Origin of the sequence: Acinetobacter sp. 12966, from assembly GCF_031196995.1 — a bacterium.
In the GTDB taxonomy this organism is placed as follows: Bacteria; Pseudomonadota; Gammaproteobacteria; order Pseudomonadales; family Moraxellaceae; genus Acinetobacter; species Acinetobacter geminorum.
Genome location: NZ_JAVIMC010000026.1, coordinates 39,416 through 55,737, shown reverse-complemented (window position 1 = coordinate 55,737; position 16,322 = coordinate 39,416). Strand labels below are relative to the sequence as shown.

The following is a 16,322-nucleotide window of genomic DNA, read 5'->3' as shown; positions in this document are numbered from 1 at the left end:
GCATGCAAATTAAGACCCCTGATATTGGTGTAGACAAAGCAGTTGTTGCTGAAATTTTAGTAAAAGTTGGCGACAGCATTGCTGAAAATGACAGCCTTGTTTTGCTTGAGTCAGATAAAGCGTCTGTTGAAGTGCCTAGCACTTCAGCAGGTGTGGTAAAAAGTATCTTAATCAAAGAAGGCGATAGCGTAACTGAAGGTACGGTATTGCTTGAACTTGAAGCTGAAGGTACTGCACCTGTAGCTCAAACAGAAGAAGTTGCAAAACCTGCTCCAGCAGCTGAACAAACAGCAGCACCGGCAGCGGTACAACAGGCTTCAACTGCTGCACAACCAGCAGCGGCAACCACGAGCCAAGTGGTTGAAGTTCAAGTTCCTGATATTGGTGTTGAAAAAGCACTAGTTGGTGAGATTTTAGTAAAAGTTGGTGAGCAAATCGATGTTGAGCAAAGCATCGTTGTTGTTGAATCTGACAAAGCAACTGTAGAAGTACCAAGCAGTGTCGCTGGTACTGTAGAAAGCATTCAAGTTAAAGAAGGCGATACAGTTAAAGAAGGTGTTGTGCTCATTAAAGTGAAAACAACGTCTGCATCAAGTGCGCCAGTTGAAGCTCCTGCTTCTACAGCAGCTCCAGCGGCAGCGCCTGCACCAGTTCAACAAGAAACTGTAGCATCGACTGCTACTCAATCTGGACCAATTGATATTAACGTTCCTGATTTGGGTGTAGATAAAGCAGTTGTTGCTGAAATTTTGGTACAAGTTGGCGATAAAGTTGATGTAGACCAAAGCCTTGTTGTGGTTGAGTCAGATAAAGCGACTGTTGAAGTTCCAAGTACTGTTGCTGGCGTTGTGAAAGCGATTCACTTGCAAGCAGGCCAACAGGTTTCACAAGGTATATTACTTGCAACAATTGAAGCTGAAGGCCAAGCACCTGCTGCGGCACCAGCGGCAAAAGCAGAAGTAGCTCCAGCTCCACAGGCAGCAGCACCTAAAGCGGCAGCTCCTACTCCGACTCAGGCTGTATCTGCTCCAGCGTCTGGTAGTGATAAGTTAACCAAAGAACAAGAAGCTGAAAATGCTAAAGTTTATGCAGGACCAGCTGTTCGTAAGCTTGCTCGTGAACTTGGTGTAGTTTTATCTCAAGTTAAAACTTCTGGTGAACATGGCCGTGTTGTTAAAGAAGATATCTTTGCGTATGTGAAGACTCGTTTAACTGCGCCACAAGCTGCACCGGTTGCTGCGGCTGCACCAGCTGTTTCAGGTTTGCCAAAGCTTCCTGACTTCACTGCGTTTGGTGGTGTAGAAGAAAAAGTACTGACGCGTTTGCAGCAAGTATCAATTCCGCAATTGTCGTTGAACAACTTTATTCCGCAAGTCACTCAGTTTGATTTGGCTGATATTACTGAGTTGGAAGATTGGCGCAATGAGCTAAAAGGCAACTTCAAAAAAGAAGGTATCAGCCTGACGATTATGGCGTTCATTATCAAAGCGGTTGCGTATTTGTTGAAAGAAGAGCGTGAATTCGCAGGTCATCTATCTGATGACGGTAAATCAGTGCTCTTGCGCAATGAAATCCATATGGGAATTGCGGTAGCAACACCTGATGGTTTAACTGTGCCAGTACTTCGTAACCCAGACCAAAAATCAATTAAGCAAATTGCAGTTGAATTGGGTGTGTTAGGTCAAAAAGCACGTGATAAGAAATTAACACCGAAAGACTTGCAAGGTGCGAATTTCACTATTTCAAGTTTGGGCGCAATAGGTGGTACAGCATTTACACCACTTGTGAACTGGCCGCAAGTTGCGATTTTGGGTATTTCACCTGCAACGATGCAACCGGTTTGGAATGGTAAAGACTTTGATCCACGCTTAATGTTGCCGTTGTCGTTGTCTTATGACCACCGTGTAATTAATGGTGCAGATGCGGCTCGCTTTACTAATAAGCTTACGAAACTTCTTAAAGATATTCGTACTTTATTAATCTAATATTTTTAAATGAATCATTAAAACCTCGCTTCGGCGGGGTTTTATTTTGATATTTAATTTAATTGGTTTTAAGTTAATCTAAAGACGAAAAATGAAGTGTCGAGAGAGGAGAAATTTCTCGTTATTAGGTAAAGGAGAAAGAATAAATGGTAGGATTTTTAAAAATCATGGTGCCGATTCTATTAATTGTATTTTTATTAATGGGGCTGTGGGTGAGTGTTTTACACTTTCCTTGGGAATGGATGACCTACGTTGCAATGGGCTTGGAAGTATTTGTAGCAATGCTTATTTTGCCATTTGAGTTTCAATCTCAGCACGTAACTGGCATTAATAATTTTGGATTTGTCAACTTAAGTATTTGTTTAGCTTTACTATTGGGTCTAGGACGATTGTTGGTTTGGGTATGGATAAAATTTTTTGCATGAATGTTTGAAAAATAGAACTACTCGAATATAATAAGCACATACTTCATTGGGGAGTAGCCGCTATTCATTTCTAAATGAATAGGTGATGATCAACATAATTGTTCAACAGAACATGGTCATCATAGCTTAAACGTCTCATCGTTTCCGAGTTGGCAAGACCTTTGATTTACCACTCTGCAGATATTTGGCTAGCAGGAGGGGTAGGTCATGGGCATTTATGCTAGCCAGAGAAACGACATGCAAGAATTTCTGATTTCTACTTCGATTGTTGCCCTTGCTGAAATGGGCGATAAAACCCAATTATTGGCCCTTTTACTGTCTGCACGTTTCCGTAAGCCAATCCCTATTCTTATTGCGATTCTTTTAGCTACTCTAATTAATCATGGTATTTCTGCTGTACTTGGACAGTGGATTACGACCGTGTTGAGCCCCGAAATTTTAGTCTGGGTTCTTGCAGCTGGCTTCATTGGTATGGCTTTCTGGATGCTTATTCCAGATAAGTTAGACGATGAAACGGATAGTATTAACAGATGGCAAAAATTTGGTGTTTTTGGTGCTACCTTCATCTTATTTTTCTTAGCTGAAATTGGTGACAAAACCCAAATTGCAACAGTCGCTTTAGCTGCACGTTATGACAGCATTTTTTGGGTGATGTTAGGTACAACCTTAGGGATGATGATTGCCAATGCACCTGCTGTATTTATTGGTAATAAATTGGCTGAACGTTTATCTATCTCGCTCATTCATAAAATTGGCGCTGCTATTTTCTTAATTGTAGGTATCTCTACTTTAGTACAGCATTATTTCTTCTAACGCATTTTAAGCTGCCAAAAAAACGCACTCATAAAGAGTGCGTTTTTTGTAGCTAATTTTAATAGTTAAATTTCACAGTAAAGTTAATTTGACGTGGATTACCTAAAGTCACCAAATTTTCATTTAAGGCACCTGCATAGTAATCTTTATCGAATAGATTACGGATCGCAAGTTGAGCACCCCAATGTCCTGCATCATAGCCAGCTTCTGTATCAAATACGGTATAGCCTGGAATATGGACATCTAACTTATCCATAGTTTTATAAGTTTCACCACGGAATCCACCGCCGATATACCAACCAAGTTTTGAGGCAGGGTCAAATTTATAACGAGCCGACAGACTGTAAGCATGTTCAGGAATATTATCGAGTGCTTTTCCTACATTGCTCACATTTGCATCTTTACTAATTTCAGCATCAATTGTGTAGGTATAGGCAGCCGTTAATTTTAAACCTTCTAAAATTTCTGCGCTTAGCTCAGTCTCGATACCACGAGTTAATTGTTCGCCACGCTGAACTTTCTCACTCGTATTAATTGGATCATTAACTACAACATTCTGACGTTTTAGGTCATACCAAGCGATAGCACCTTGAACTCGTTGATCTGGGCTTTGTAATTTCATTCCGACTTCAACCTGTTTCCCTTCTTCAGGTTTGAACGGATTGTTATTTACATCAGTACCGCTATTTGGGGTAAACGAGGTGGCATAGCTGACATAAGGAGCCACAATGTCATTAATGGTATACATCATAGAGGCGCTGCCCGTAAATGCTTCATCAGACTGTTTACTCGTATTGCTGTTAACCAGACTTGTAGTTTGAGTTTGCGCCCAGTCTTGACGACCAGATAAGCTTAAAAGTAATTGGTCATTAAGCTGAATAAGGTCACGAATATATAATCCTGTGTATTTTAAGCGGTTAATATCGTGGTTGCTGATAGGATTGGAACAGGTAACAGTTTGCCCATATACAGGAGCATATATGTTTAAATCCCCGACATTACAACGGTTGTTGGTGTAATCACTTTTTTCCTGAAAGGCATCAACACCTACATTAAGATCGTGCTGCATACCATATAAATCAAACTGTTTATTTAAACGGTTATCGATGGCAAAGCTTAAATTATCAATAATTTGGTGGCGGCTGTTATTTTTACGACTAATGGTGGTGTAGTTTTTATCTGCCCAAAAGTTGTTGCCCGTGCGAGCAAAGACAGCAGTACCATCCATTTCAGTTTTTTGTACGGCAAAGTTCTGATTAAAGTTCCAACCATTATCAAAAGCGTGTTTAAAGGTATAACCTGTGCGGTAAACATCTGCTTCATATTTACCAAAGTTAGGATCGCCAATATATAAACTTCGGTCTATAGCCCCGTTGGGATTGTCTTTTAATGTACCAATGACAGGTAAACCTTGTTGACGGATGTATTCGCGATGCTGATAGCTTGCGATGACAGAGAGATCAGTGTTATCCCCTAAGTCAAAGTTATAAGAGGGAGAGATGTAGTAATTTTTAAAATATACATAATCTGTTGGGTCATCTTGGTCTGAGATACGACCATTTAAACGGAAAGCACCTTTTTCACTATTATTAGGACTATAGTTTAAATCGAACGTACCTTCTTTAAGGCTGTAGCTGCCATAAGTCATAGTGGCCCGAGCAAAGCTTTCAGCTTGAGGGCGTTTAGTTACTAAGTTGACCATACCTCCTGGAGCAACCAAACCAAAATTAATAGATGCAGGCCCTTTTAAAACTTGTACCTGATCCATGCCTGATATTTCAGCTGCTACAGATGGAGTTGGAGAGCTTTGACCAATTCTTAAACCATCTACATAAACTGAATCAGAAGAAGTTTGTCCTCGGATAATGAAATCATCCCAACCACGACGACCAAGTTTCCCAGCTCCAACACCTGCAACGCCTTCAAGTGCATCTGTAAGTGTCTTTGCTTGTTTTTGGTCAAGTTGCTCACGGGTCACCACTGAAACCGACTGAGCAGTTTTAAATAAAGGTGCGTCTGATTTTAAGGCAGAGTTTGCTTTCGTTGCGACGTAAGGTGAAGAGCTTTCTTTTTGCGCTTGAACAGAAATAGTGGGGAGAACACTGGTTGAATTTTGTTGTTCTGTTATTTCTTCAGCGTGACTTGCTGTCATCGAAGTAAAAATAGCAACTGCTAACAATGTTTTTGATGTTGAAAAACTGAAGGGTTGATTCATGGGAGGCCTAAGCAGCACAAAAAGTAAATTTGATAATGAGAATTATTTTAATTTATTGTGGTTTAATTTTAAATAACATTATGATTCATTTATAAAATAAGAAAACCAAAATCAATTTTAAAATATTATGAGAAAGATAAAGTAATTCATTGCATGAGTTGTTGAATCCCATTATTTTATTATGGATATAAAAATATCTAATATTTAAAGTTTTTTGGGGAATTGTATGGGGTTTGAAAAAACAACATCGCAGATATTATTTGATAATGGCGTACATAAATGTATTAGTTTTACCAGCTTGGTTAAAGGGGAAGGCATTCAAGCCAATCAATTTTTAATTATTGATCATGAACGCGCTGCTGTAATCGACCCAGGTGGCGATTTGACCTACGTTCCATTAACGATGGAGTTGAATAAATATACACGTTTGAAAAATCTGGACTATGTGATGGCCTCGCATCAAGATCCGGACATTATTACTTCAATGCCACGCTGGCTGGTTTATACCGATGCTAAAGTCGTTGCATCAAAATTATGGGCACGTTTTTTACCGCACCTAAATTCCTCATTTATGAGTGAGCGTATGAAAGGGAATTGGGAAGACCGCCTTATTGAATTACCCGACCGCGGCCAAGTGATTACTTTAGGAGAATCCAAGCTTGTGGTAGTTCCCGCTCACTTCTTACATTCGGTGGGTAATTTTCAGTTTTATGATCCAGTTGCCAAAATTTTATTTTCTGGCGATATGGGTGCCTCGATTGTTGAGGATGCTAATCAGCCTTTAAAAGATTTCGATACCCACGTTATGAAAATGAAGGCTTTTCACCAACGCTATATGTGTTCCAATAAGGTTATCCGTTTGTGGGTTAACATGGTGCGGCAAATGGATATTGAAATGATCGTTCCTCAGCATGGAAGTCCATTTATTGGTAAAGAAATGGTCAATCAGTTTTTAGACTGGATTGAGACCTTGCCATGCGGCGTAGATTTAATGAATGAGCAAATTTTTAGCTGTCCAACTTAAAAAATGAGGTCCATTATCTTGAGTCGGAATTGAAATTTTTTTAGTATTTTTCGTCGCAGAAAAACCTTTGATGACGAGAATTTGAATAAAATGTTATCTCAAGTTGCGACTCCAGATGAGTGCCTACGCTGTGGGGCATGTTGTGCACATTTTCGGGTTTCATTTTACTGGGCTGAGGCCGAGTTAATGGATGAACACCTCGTTGAACCTTTAACACCTGTTTATTCTTGTATGCGTGGAACTAATCGGGCTCAGCCACGTTGTCAGGCTTTGACAGGTGAAATTGGCAAAGAGGTGGGGTGTTCTATTTATGCTGTACGTAGTTCTACCTGTAGAGAAGTGCAGGTGGGAGATGAGCAGTGTAATAAAGCTCGTTTGGCGCACCAGCTTATTCCTCTTATTCGTATTAACCCAGCCGATTCTGAAAATGATCATGACTATGATCAGGTGAGTTAAATATGAGCTAACACAATAATAAGTGAGAAATATTTAGAGTAGGCGAATATCTATTGCTGAAAAAGGCAAAGATAATATGAAAATTGCATTGAAATTTGTTTATAATAGCTCACGGAATTTACCAGTGAGATTGTTATGCTGACCATCGTTCAAGAAGCGCTAACCTTCGATGATGTCTTATTACTTCCTGCCTACTCTACTGTTCTCCCAAAAGATGTCTCTTTAAAGACACGTTTAACTCGCGGCATTCATTTAAATATCCCATTAGTTTCAGCTGCAATGGATACAGTGACTGAGTCACGTATGGCGATTGCGATGTCACAAAATGGTGGTATCGGGATTTTGCACAAAAACATGGATATTGCTGCTCAAGCTGCAGAAGTACGCCGTGTGAAAAAATTCGAAGCGGGTATGGTGAAAGATCCTATCACTGTAACGCCTGAAACTACAGTACGTGAACTGATTGCAATTACCTCTGCTAATAACATTAGCGGTGTACCTGTTGTTAAAGATGGCAAGGTTGTTGGTATTGTGACAGGCCGGGATACGCGTTTTGAAACCAATTTAGAACAACCTGTTAGCAACATTATGACAGGCCAAGATCGTTTAGTAACTGTACGTGAAGGCGAGTCTAAAGAAAATATTCAAGCATTATTGCAAAAACACCGTATTGAAAAAGTCTTGGTCGTTGGTGAGAGCAATGAACTTAAAGGCTTAATTACAGTAACTGACTTCCGCAAAGCCGAGAGCTATCCAAACAGTTGTAAAGATGATCTTGGTCGTTTACGTGTTGGTGCTGCGGTAGGTACAGGTGCTGATACACCAAGTCGTGTGGAAGCATTGGTTGAAGCTGGTGTTGACGTAATTGTTGTTGATACAGCACATGGTCACTCTGCTGGTGTAATTGAACGTGTACGTTGGGTGAAACAAAACTTCCCTCAAGTACAAGTGATTGGTGGCAACATTGCAACTGGTGATGCTGCATTAGCATTATTAGATGCAGGTGCAGATGCTGTAAAAGTAGGTATTGGCCCTGGTTCTATCTGTACAACACGTATTGTGGCAGGTATTGGTATGCCACAAATTTCTGCGATTGACAGCGTTGCTAGCGCACTAAAAGATCAAATTCCTTTAATTGCAGATGGTGGTATCCGCTTCTCTGGCGATATGGCTAAAGCGATCGGTGCGGGTGCAAGCACAATCATGGTTGGTTCACTTCTAGCTGGTACTGAAGAAGCGCCGGGCGAAGTTGAGTTTTTCCAAGGTCGTTACTACAAAGCATATCGTGGTATGGGTTCATTAGGTGCAATGGCGGGAGCAACTGGTTCTGCTGACCGTTATTTCCAAGATTCAAAAGCGGGTGCTGAGAAGTTAGTACCAGAAGGCATTGAAGGTCGTGTCCCATATAAAGGCCCAATGGGTAACATCGTTCATCAAATGATGGGTGGTTTACGTTCATCGATGGGTTATACAGGTTCAGCTGTGATTGAAGATCTTCGCCAAAATGCAAAATTTGTGAAAATTACTTCAGCTGGTATGTCTGAGTCACATGTCCATGATGTAACGATTACTAAAGAAGCTCCAAACTATCGTGTTGGTTAGATTTTCGTAACCAAAACAATCAAGAAAGCCGTCATTACACTGACGGCTTTTTGTTTTTGGTGTAAAGTAAATCTGACGAAAAGAAATATGGCGGAATTGCCATATATGAAGTAAGCCACGGCTGAAGTGGCGTAAAAATGAGATAAGCTATGAGTTATTTTGGAACGGATGGTATTCGTGGAAAATTTGGGCAAATGCCTATTACTCCAGAGTTTGCTTTAAAACTCGGTTTTGCTGCAGGGAAGGTATTAAAACGAACGAGTCCAAAAAATAAGCCACTTGTTGTATTAGGAAAAGACACTCGTTTATCTGGTTATATTTTAGAGTCTGCTTTGCAGGCGGGGTTAAACGCTGCTGGCGTATATGTTCATTTACTTGGCCCATTACCAACCCCAGCAATTGCGCACCTTACTCGTGCTTTACATGCGCATGCAGGTATCGTGATTTCTGCATCGCACAACCCATATTTTGATAATGGGATTAAATTTTTCTCAAGCGAAGGTAAAAAATTACCAGATGCTCTACAAGAAGAAATTAACCTCGAATTAGAAAAAGATTTGTTTATTGAGGACACCGCAAACTTAGGTAAAAGTGTTCGTGTAAATGATGCGAATGGTCGCTATATCGAATTTTGTAAATCTACTTTCCCTTACCACTTTGACTTAAATAATTTAAAGATCGTATTAGACTGTGCTCATGGTGCAGCATATAGTGTTGGTCCTTCGGTTTTCCGTGAGTTAGGGGCAAAAGTTGTTGCTTTATATAATGAGCCAGATGGTTTAAATATTAATGAAGGTTGTGGTTCAACACATCCTGAAAACCTACAAAAAGCTGTCGTTGAGCACCAAGCAGATTTAGGGATTGCCTTTGATGGTGATGCTGACCGTGTCGTAATGGTTGATAAGTTTGGTAACTTAATTGATGGCGACCATATTTTATATATTTTAGCGACTCAGGCTCAAAATAAGCCAGCAGGCGTAGTCGGTACTGTCATGAGTAACATGGCACTCGAAGTTGCACTTGAAAAAGCGAATGTTGGTTTTGTTCGTGCTAAGGTTGGCGACCGATATGTATTACAAGCTTTAGAAGAAAATGGTTGGGTTACTGGTGGGGAACCATCTGGCCATATTCTAACTTTAGATAAGAGTACGACAGGTGATGCGATTATTGCAGCCCTTCAAGTTTTAACCGTGATGGTCGAGCAAAATAAAGCTCTTCATGAATTGGTTCAAGATTTTAAATTATTCCCACAAATTCTTGTGAATGTACGTTTAGAACAAATGCTTGATCCGTATTCTATTCCTGCATTGGTTGCCGAGTTTGATAAAGCAGAAGCACAGCTCAAAGGCCGTGGACGAATCTTGATTCGTAAGTCAGGAACAGAACCTGTGATTCGAGTTATGGTCGAAGGTGATGATGAGCAAGAAGTGAATGCTTTAGCTCAGCATTTAGCAGATTCAGTTCGTTCACAAGCACAAGTCGCATAAGGTGCATGACATGAGTGATGTCATTAAAGATTTAAGTGAATTACGCTTAAGCTACGAGCAAGGAGAATTGCATGAGGGGCAAGTTGAATCTAATCCTCATCAGCAGTTTCTTGGTTGGTTTAACCATGCTCTAGCAGCCAATTTGCATGAACCCTATGCAATGTCATTAGCGACAGCAAGCGCGAATGGCAGACCTCATGTTCGAACAGTTTTGTTACGTGGGGCTACAGAAGCTGGGTATGATTTTTATACTAACTACGACAGTCAGAAAGGTATTGATTTGGCAGAAAATCCATATGCCGAATTATTATTTTACTGGCCAAGTCTAGAGCGTCAGGTACGAGTTGGTGGTCATGTAGTCAAAATTGCTGAGCAAGAATCTACAGATTACTATCGTAAACGACCACGTGATAGCCAGATTGCAGCGCATATCAGTACTCCGCAAAGTGGTAAGATTGAAAGTCGCGAGCTGTTACAGAAACGTTTTCAAGAGTTACAACAGCAAGTTACAAATTGTGAAGTACTTGATAAGCCAGAGTTCTGGGGAGGCTATCGTTTGCAGCCAGATTATTATGAATTCTGGCAAGGGCGACCAAATCGTTTACATGACCGCTTGAGTTATGAAAAAATCGACGGTCAATGGATGCTGCACCGACTGATGCCTTAAATGACAAAAATACAAATCAAACAAAGACCTTTATTGACACGCCCTGAACAATTTCAGGGCGTGCCTTCGTTTATTGCCGAAATTTTGGCAAGGCGTGGGGTACAATCTGAACAGGAATTAGAGTTAAAGCTTAAGAATTTGTTAGCTCCACAGCTCAAGGGATTAGAGATAGCTGTGGCCTTAATAGATCAAGCCATTGATGAGCAAAAAAAAATTGTTATTGTTGGCGACTACGATGCCGATGGCGCAACCAGCACAGCTTTAATGGTATTGGTGCTTCGCGATATGGGAGCACAAGTCGACTATTTGGTTCCAGACCGATTTAAATACGGTTATGGACTTACCCCTGCAATTGCAGAGCTTGCACATCAAACTTATCAACCCGATTTATTAATTACTGTCGATAATGGGATTTCCAGCCATGCTGGTGTTGATGCGGCACATGCACTGGGCATGCAAGTGGTTATTACAGATCACCATTTAACCACTAAAGAAACACCACTTGCAGAAGCAGTTGTAAACCCAAATCAGTTAGGTTGTGAGTTCCCAAGTAAGGCGCTTGCAGGTGTTGGCGTTGCATTTTATGTACTGGCCAATTTAGCAAGTTTACGTAACAAGCAAGGCAAAAGTACAAGTAAAGTCACTCAATATCTAGACTTGGTTGCTTTAGGAACATATGCGGATGTTGCTGTTCTAGATTATAACAACCGTATTTTGGTCGACGCAGGTGTAAAACGTATTCAACAACATCAATGCCGAGTCGGAATATTGGCGTTGCTAGATATTGCTGGCCGTGAGGCTTCATCTTTGCGTGCACAAGATTTAGGTTTTGTTTTAGGTCCGCGTATTAACGCTGCTGGACGCATGGAGAGCATGCGTATAGGCATTGAATGTTTATTAGCTGACACAATGGAATCTGCCTATCCAATCGCGAGACAGTTAAATCAATTAAATATAGAGCGTCGTCAAATCGAAGGGGAAATGAAGCAACAAGCCTTATCTGCTTTAGATGGCTTGCAGCTCTCAAAAGAAGACGTTCCTCCGGCTCTTGTACTTTTTGAAGAAAACTGGCATCAAGGCGTGATCGGGATTGTGGCAGGGCGTTTAAAAGAACAGTTTCATCGCCCCACTATTGTGTTTGCACCTGATGAAGATGGTATTCATATAAAAGGATCAGCACGTTCAATTGATGGCGTGCATATTCGAGATACGATTGAACAGGTTGCTGAACAACATCCAGAATTGGTGAGCCATTTTGGTGGGCATGCAGCAGCAGCAGGTTTAACCATACGTAAAGAAAACTTCGAAGCTTTTAAAACTGTTTTTGTTGGCTGTATTGCAACCATGGACGAATCTTTGTTTCAAGCAACGCTATGGACGGATGGGGAATTACCAGCTTCGGCTTTGCAACTAAATACATTAGATTGGATAGAACAGCTTGGTCCATGGGGACAAAAATTCCCTTTTCCTCAGTTTGAGGGGCATTTTAAAGTTATTGATTATCGCTGGCTTAAAGAAACGCATTTGAAGCTTAAATTAGCACTGGACCAATACAGTTTTGATGCCATTGCTTTTAATGCAGTGGGCCGTTTTGAATTTGACCCAATGCGCGATTATGTACATTTGGTCTATGAAATAGATCGTAATGCATTTAATGGTAATGTGAATTTACAATTACGCATCGTACATTTAAACCAATAAAAAAATCCGCTCAATTGAGCGGATTTTTTATGACTTTAGGTTTGATTAGAAGCGGTATGCTGCACGAACACCATAAGTGTTGTCGTTATCACCAAATCCAACACGGCCTTCAACACTTACTTGCTGATTTAAGAATTTTTTAGCATTGATACCAAATTCATCTTTATCAGTTAAGTCGTTGTTGTAGTAATCAGCACCAACACTTAAAGTTTTGTCGATGTAGTAGTCACCACGAACTTTATATTCGTCTAGATCACCAAATGCACCGAATGCTTCAAGGTTTACATCATGTTGACCTACTTGAGTTACGTATTTAGCACGAACTGTTGGATCAGCGCCGTCTTTACCGTCTTTTTCGTCGTAGCCTTTAACACCTAGAGCAAGTAATAAACCTGGAGCTGGTAAATAACCTACTTCAGCTGCATAAGTAGTTACTTTGCTGTCAATATTGGTGTTGTCGACTTCACGCTCGTTTCGACCTACATCACCGCTAAGGTAGAAATCTGAGTTAGGAACGTAATATTCAACACCTACGCCATATTGAGTATCTTTTGTACCGCTGTTATCGCCATAGTTGATAAGGGCGTTAACGTTACTTGCACGGCTTAAGAAAGCTGCTTCAGCAAGTGGAGCGTTACGAGTTTGAACAGGATTAAAGTAATAAGTCCCGTCAACACCGAATTTACTTACGCTGCTACCGTTGTCTGGATCAAGATAATTGTAAGAACCACCAACTTCAGCTTGGTAAGCGTTTGCTGCGCCACTCACTGCGAGAGCAGATAAAAGAGCTGATGCAATTGCTAGTTTTTTCATGGAATCTCTCCCCTCTAAAAAACGATTTTATAAATGTTTTGTTACAACTTTTAGTCTAGACGAAAAAGCTTGGTCGTCAATCTTGCACAAGTAACCGTACTGTAACCGTGTGATACTTATGTAAACTAATTTAATTTAAGATATTGATTTTTAAATATAAAAACATAATGTTTTATTTTATTAAAATTGAGGATATTTTGTGTAGATCATAAGAAATGCTGTAAAAGTACCCAATTTTGTATGAGGATGTTACCAATTAATCTTAAAAATGAACTAAAGGAAGTTTGGTAATTAAATGTGTGAAATATGAGGAGAAATACAAAGCAGGTTCGTAGATAACTGCAGCTATGCTAAAATAATTGACTGTTTATCTGCTCTTATGGGAACACTCGCGTGGAAATTAATCCTTATCTAAACCAATTGAAAGACTTAACTGATCGTAGCCAAACACTACGGGGGTATCTTTGACTACGATCTGAAAAAAGAACGTTTAGAAGAAGTTTTACGTGAGTTAGAAGATCCTGCGATCTGGAATGATCAAAGCCGTGCTCAGGCGATGGCGAAAGAAAAGGGTGAGCTAGAAAACGTTATTAATGTATTGGACGGTTTGTCTACACAGCTTGAAGATGCAAAAGCGATGTTAGATTTGGCTGTAGAAGCCGACGATGAAAGCCTACTTGAAGATGTTCAGTCTGAGCTTGGGGCTGCCGAAGATGAACTGGCTAAACTTGAATTCCGTCGTATGTTTAGTAACCCAATGGACCCGAATCCTTGCTATGTAGAGATTCAATCAGGTTCAGGTGGTACGGAAGCACAAGATTGGGCGTCTATGCTTTTACGTATGTATATGCGCTGGATTGAACGTCATGGCTTTAAAGCAGAACTTATGGAAGTGTCTGACGGTGACGTAGCAGGTATTAAATCAGCAACGATTCGTGTTGAAGGTGAATATGCCTACGGTTGGTTACGCACAGAGTCAGGTGTACACCGTTTAGTTCGTAAATCACCATTTGACAGTGGCAACCGCCGTCACACTTCATTCTCTGCGGTATTTATTTCACCAGAGGTTGATGACAATATTGAAATTGATATTAACCCTTCTGATGTTCGTACTGATACTTACCGTGCATCTGGTGCTGGTGGTCAGCATATTAACAAGACCGACTCGGCTGTGCGTTTGACTCACATCCCAACAGGTATTGTAGTAGCGTGTCAGAACCAGCGTTCGCAACATGCTAACCGTGACCACGCATGGAAACAGTTACGTGCACGTTTGTACGAATTGGAAATGCAAAAACGTAATGAAGCAGCGCAAGCTCTAGAAGACTCTAAGTCTGATATTGGTTGGGGAAGCCAAATTCGTTCATATGTATTAGATGATTCGCGTATTAAAGACTTACGTACGGGTGTTGAAAACTCTAATACAGGTGCTGTTCTTGATGGTGACCTTGATCGTTTTATCGAAGCGAGTTTAAAACAAGGTTTATAAGAGTCTGCTGAACTTTTAGTTTAAATACAGTTCATCTATGAATATGTAGAACTCTTGGATTTTTAGCGATTAAAACGGCAAAGCAGTTCAGCCTTCGAATGTTAATCGAAAAAATGCGATATGAATATCGAAAAAAATAGATATGAATATCGAAAAAATGCGATATTATGTTTTCGAAATGCTGAACAAAGCTTTGTTCGTTTAAAAGACGTGTTGAGCCTATGGATATTGATGCAATTAGCAAAGCCCTTTCCAACCCTCTACGTCGGCAAATTTTGCAATGGTTAAAAGAACCTGCACGTTATTTACCGGTGGAAGAGTGTGGTGGTAGTTTTGAGAAGGGTGTTTGTGCAGGTCATATTGAACGTTTGGGTAAAGTAGCTCAGTCTACGATGTCTAATCATTTGTCTGTGTTACAACAGGCGGGGCTTATTCAGGTCCAAAAATATGGTCAATGGTCTTATTTTTCACGTAACGAAGCTTTGATTCAGCAATATATCGAACATTTAAAACAAACACTTTAAATTATTAAAAGTGTAAGTCGAGGCGATTATGGCTGAACTCAATACTCCTTTAACGGTTGGTGATTTTGAAATCAAAAATCGATTGGTAATGGCTCCATTAACGCGTGCGCGTAGTGGTGAAAGCCGAGTGCCTAATGATTTAATGGTTGAATACTATCAACAACGTGCAAATGCCGGTCTAATTTTGACTGAAGCAACAGTAATTGGTTCAAAAACTGTGGGTTATGCAGACACCCCAGGGTTATGGTCACAAGAGCAGGCACAAGCTTGGAATAAAATTATTGAGGCAGTTCATGCTCAAGGTTCAAAAATTGTAGCTCAACTTTGGCATGTAGGCCGTATTTCGCATCCTGAACTTTTAGACGGTGATATTCCTGTTGCACCAAGTGCAATTCAACCTGCGGGTGAAGTGAGTTTATTACGTCCTAAACGTCCTTATGTAACACCGCGTGCACTTTCAATTGAAGAGATTCAAGAAGTTATTGCTCAATACAAACATTCAGCAGAACTGGCTAAAGCAGCAGGTTTTGATGGTGTTGAATTACACGCAGCGAATGGTTACTTGATTGACCAGTTCCTTCAAAGTAATACCAACCAACGTGATGACGAATACGGTGGTCCGGTTGAAAACCGTGCACGTTTATTATTAGAAGTCGTTGATGCATTTATTGAAGTGTGGGGCGCTGGCCGAGTAGGTGTTCATATTGCACCGCGTGGTGATTCACACGATATGGGAGATGAAAACCCATTAGCAACTTTTGGTTATGTAGTTGAACAACTTAACCAACGTAATGTTGCTTTCATTTTCTCTCGTGAATATGAAGCTGCTGACAGCATTAGTCCTAAACTTCGCGAAAAATTTAATGGTGTATGGATTGCCAATGAGAACCTAACACCAGAATCAGCAAAACGTATCTTGCGTGAAGGTCAGGCAGATGCCGTATCTTTTGGTAAAGCATATATTGCTAACCCAGATCTTTTACAGCGCTTAGAACAAGACTTGCCATTAAATGAACTTCAACCAACGACTTTATACGCTAAAGGTGCTGAAGGTTATACTGACTATCCAACGCTGGAAGCGTCATAATATCTTTGAGATTTCGATTTACTGACCTATTTCA

The 16,322-nt window shown here is 40.4% G+C and carries 14 protein-coding genes and 1 riboswitch; of the genes, 12 read left to right on the top strand and 2 right to left on the bottom strand.

The window, feature by feature from the left end; translation table 11 throughout:
• Window positions 1–2 precede the first annotated feature (2 nt).
• The 3 genes from RFW85_RS04655 (at window position 3) to RFW85_RS04645 (ending at window position 3,223) form a co-directional block, all read left to right on the top strand.
• On the top strand, window positions 3–1,985 hold the full coding sequence (locus RFW85_RS04655; RefSeq protein ID WP_309171195.1) for a 2-oxo acid dehydrogenase subunit E2: 1,983 nt from the start codon (window positions 3–5) through the stop codon (window positions 1,983–1,985).
• Window positions 1,986–2,131: 146 nt separating this feature from the next.
• On the top strand, window positions 2,132–2,410 hold the full coding sequence (locus RFW85_RS04650) for a hypothetical protein (RefSeq protein ID WP_170248009.1): 279 nt from the start codon (window positions 2,132–2,134) through the stop codon (window positions 2,408–2,410).
• A gap of 36 nt (window positions 2,411–2,446) precedes the next feature.
• Window positions 2,447–2,632, top strand: a riboswitch (yybP-ykoY riboswitch).
• A gap of 15 nt (window positions 2,633–2,647) precedes the next feature.
• A complete protein-coding gene (locus RFW85_RS04645; protein ID WP_005804434.1) occupies window positions 2,648–3,223 on the top strand; it encodes a TMEM165/GDT1 family protein in 576 nt (191 codons plus the stop codon).
• A 58-nt stretch (window positions 3,224–3,281) separates the two neighbouring features.
• Here RFW85_RS04645 and RFW85_RS04640 read toward each other — a convergent pair whose 3' ends face one another.
• The gene (locus RFW85_RS04640) at window positions 3,282–5,438 is read right to left on the bottom strand and encodes a TonB-dependent siderophore receptor (RefSeq protein WP_309171194.1); all 2,157 of its coding nucleotides are present in this window, start codon (window positions 5,436–5,438) and stop codon (window positions 3,282–3,284) included.
• 226 nt (window positions 5,439–5,664) lie between these two features.
• Between RFW85_RS04640 and RFW85_RS04635 the strand changes: the two genes are divergently transcribed.
• From RFW85_RS04635 to recJ, 6 genes are all read left to right on the top strand, one after another.
• Window positions 5,665–6,462, top strand: coding sequence for an MBL fold metallo-hydrolase (locus RFW85_RS04635; protein WP_170248011.1), 798 nt, complete (start codon window positions 5,665–5,667; stop codon window positions 6,460–6,462).
• Window positions 6,463–6,552: 90 nt separating this feature from the next.
• A complete protein-coding gene (locus RFW85_RS04630; protein ID WP_170248012.1) occupies window positions 6,553–6,918 on the top strand; it encodes a YkgJ family cysteine cluster protein in 366 nt (121 codons plus the stop codon).
• 135 nt (window positions 6,919–7,053) lie between these two features.
• Window positions 7,054–8,520, top strand: a complete 1,467-nt coding sequence (guaB, locus tag RFW85_RS04625) for an IMP dehydrogenase (protein WP_002121951.1) — start codon at window positions 7,054–7,056, stop codon at window positions 8,518–8,520.
• A gap of 149 nt (window positions 8,521–8,669) precedes the next feature.
• Window positions 8,670–10,007, top strand: coding sequence for a phosphoglucosamine mutase (gene glmM / locus RFW85_RS04620; protein ID WP_309171193.1), 1,338 nt, complete (start codon window positions 8,670–8,672; stop codon window positions 10,005–10,007).
• Window positions 10,008–10,017: 10 nt separating this feature from the next.
• Window positions 10,018–10,674 carry a pyridoxamine 5'-phosphate oxidase gene (pdxH, locus tag RFW85_RS04615; RefSeq protein ID WP_171545210.1) on the top strand — a complete coding sequence of 219 codons (657 nt, stop codon included), beginning with the start codon at window positions 10,018–10,020 and terminating at the stop codon, window positions 10,672–10,674.
• Complete coding sequence (recJ, locus tag RFW85_RS04610; protein ID WP_309171192.1) at window positions 10,675–12,375, top strand: single-stranded-DNA-specific exonuclease RecJ; 1,701 nt, start codon at window positions 10,675–10,677, stop codon at window positions 12,373–12,375.
• 45 nt (window positions 12,376–12,420) lie between these two features.
• On the opposite strand, the gene RFW85_RS04605 is transcribed toward recJ, so the two are convergent.
• Window positions 12,421–13,188 (bottom strand): putative porin, encoded by a 768-nt coding sequence (locus RFW85_RS04605; RefSeq protein ID WP_005078653.1) that lies wholly within the window; start codon window positions 13,186–13,188, stop codon window positions 12,421–12,423.
• A 393-nt stretch (window positions 13,189–13,581) separates the two neighbouring features.
• Here RFW85_RS04605 and prfB point away from each other — a divergent pair.
• The 3 genes from prfB to RFW85_RS04590 all read left to right on the top strand — a co-directional run bounded on the left by prfB (window position 13,582) and on the right by RFW85_RS04590 (window position 16,288).
• A protein-coding gene (gene prfB / locus RFW85_RS04600; protein WP_099475557.1) for a peptide chain release factor 2 occupies window positions 13,582–14,677 on the top strand; the annotation gives its coding sequence in 2 pieces (ribosomal slippage) (window positions 13,582–13,653 and window positions 13,655–14,677; 1,095 coding nt in all).
• A 221-nt stretch (window positions 14,678–14,898) separates the two neighbouring features.
• The gene (locus RFW85_RS04595) at window positions 14,899–15,201 is read left to right on the top strand and encodes a helix-turn-helix transcriptional regulator (protein WP_170248016.1); all 303 of its coding nucleotides are present in this window, start codon (window positions 14,899–14,901) and stop codon (window positions 15,199–15,201) included.
• 28 nt (window positions 15,202–15,229) lie between these two features.
• The gene (locus RFW85_RS04590; RefSeq protein WP_057068976.1) at window positions 15,230–16,288 is read left to right on the top strand and encodes an alkene reductase; all 1,059 of its coding nucleotides are present in this window, start codon (window positions 15,230–15,232) and stop codon (window positions 16,286–16,288) included.
• Window positions 16,289–16,322 lie beyond the last annotated feature (34 nt).

What these genes read in the sequence shown, in the direction of transcription:
- RFW85_RS04640 (WP_309171194.1), bottom strand. Translation starts at nt 5,438, where the DNA reads ATGAATCAACCCTTCAGTTTTTCAACATCAAAAACATTGTTAGCAGTT.
- RFW85_RS04650 (WP_170248009.1), top strand. Translation starts at nt 2,132, where the DNA reads ATGGTAGGATTTTTAAAAATCATGGTGCCGATTCTATTAATTGTATTT.
- RFW85_RS04595 (WP_170248016.1), top strand. Translation starts at nt 14,899, where the DNA reads ATGGATATTGATGCAATTAGCAAAGCCCTTTCCAACCCTCTACGTCGG.
- RFW85_RS04635 (WP_170248011.1), top strand. Translation starts at nt 5,665, where the DNA reads ATGGGGTTTGAAAAAACAACATCGCAGATATTATTTGATAATGGCGTA.
- RFW85_RS04630 (WP_170248012.1), top strand. Translation starts at nt 6,553, where the DNA reads ATGTTATCTCAAGTTGCGACTCCAGATGAGTGCCTACGCTGTGGGGCA.
- RFW85_RS04590 (WP_057068976.1), top strand. Translation starts at nt 15,230, where the DNA reads ATGGCTGAACTCAATACTCCTTTAACGGTTGGTGATTTTGAAATCAAA.
- pdxH (WP_171545210.1), top strand. Translation starts at nt 10,018, where the DNA reads ATGAGTGATGTCATTAAAGATTTAAGTGAATTACGCTTAAGCTACGAG.
- recJ (WP_309171192.1), top strand. Translation starts at nt 10,675, where the DNA reads ATGACAAAAATACAAATCAAACAAAGACCTTTATTGACACGCCCTGAA.
- RFW85_RS04655 (WP_309171195.1), top strand. Translation starts at nt 3, where the DNA reads ATGCAAATTAAGACCCCTGATATTGGTGTAGACAAAGCAGTTGTTGCT.
- guaB (WP_002121951.1), top strand. Translation starts at nt 7,054, where the DNA reads ATGCTGACCATCGTTCAAGAAGCGCTAACCTTCGATGATGTCTTATTA.
- RFW85_RS04605 (WP_005078653.1), bottom strand. Translation starts at nt 13,188, where the DNA reads ATGAAAAAACTAGCAATTGCATCAGCTCTTTTATCTGCTCTCGCAGTG.
- glmM (WP_309171193.1), top strand. Translation starts at nt 8,670, where the DNA reads ATGAGTTATTTTGGAACGGATGGTATTCGTGGAAAATTTGGGCAAATG.
- RFW85_RS04645 (WP_005804434.1), top strand. Translation starts at nt 2,648, where the DNA reads ATGCAAGAATTTCTGATTTCTACTTCGATTGTTGCCCTTGCTGAAATG.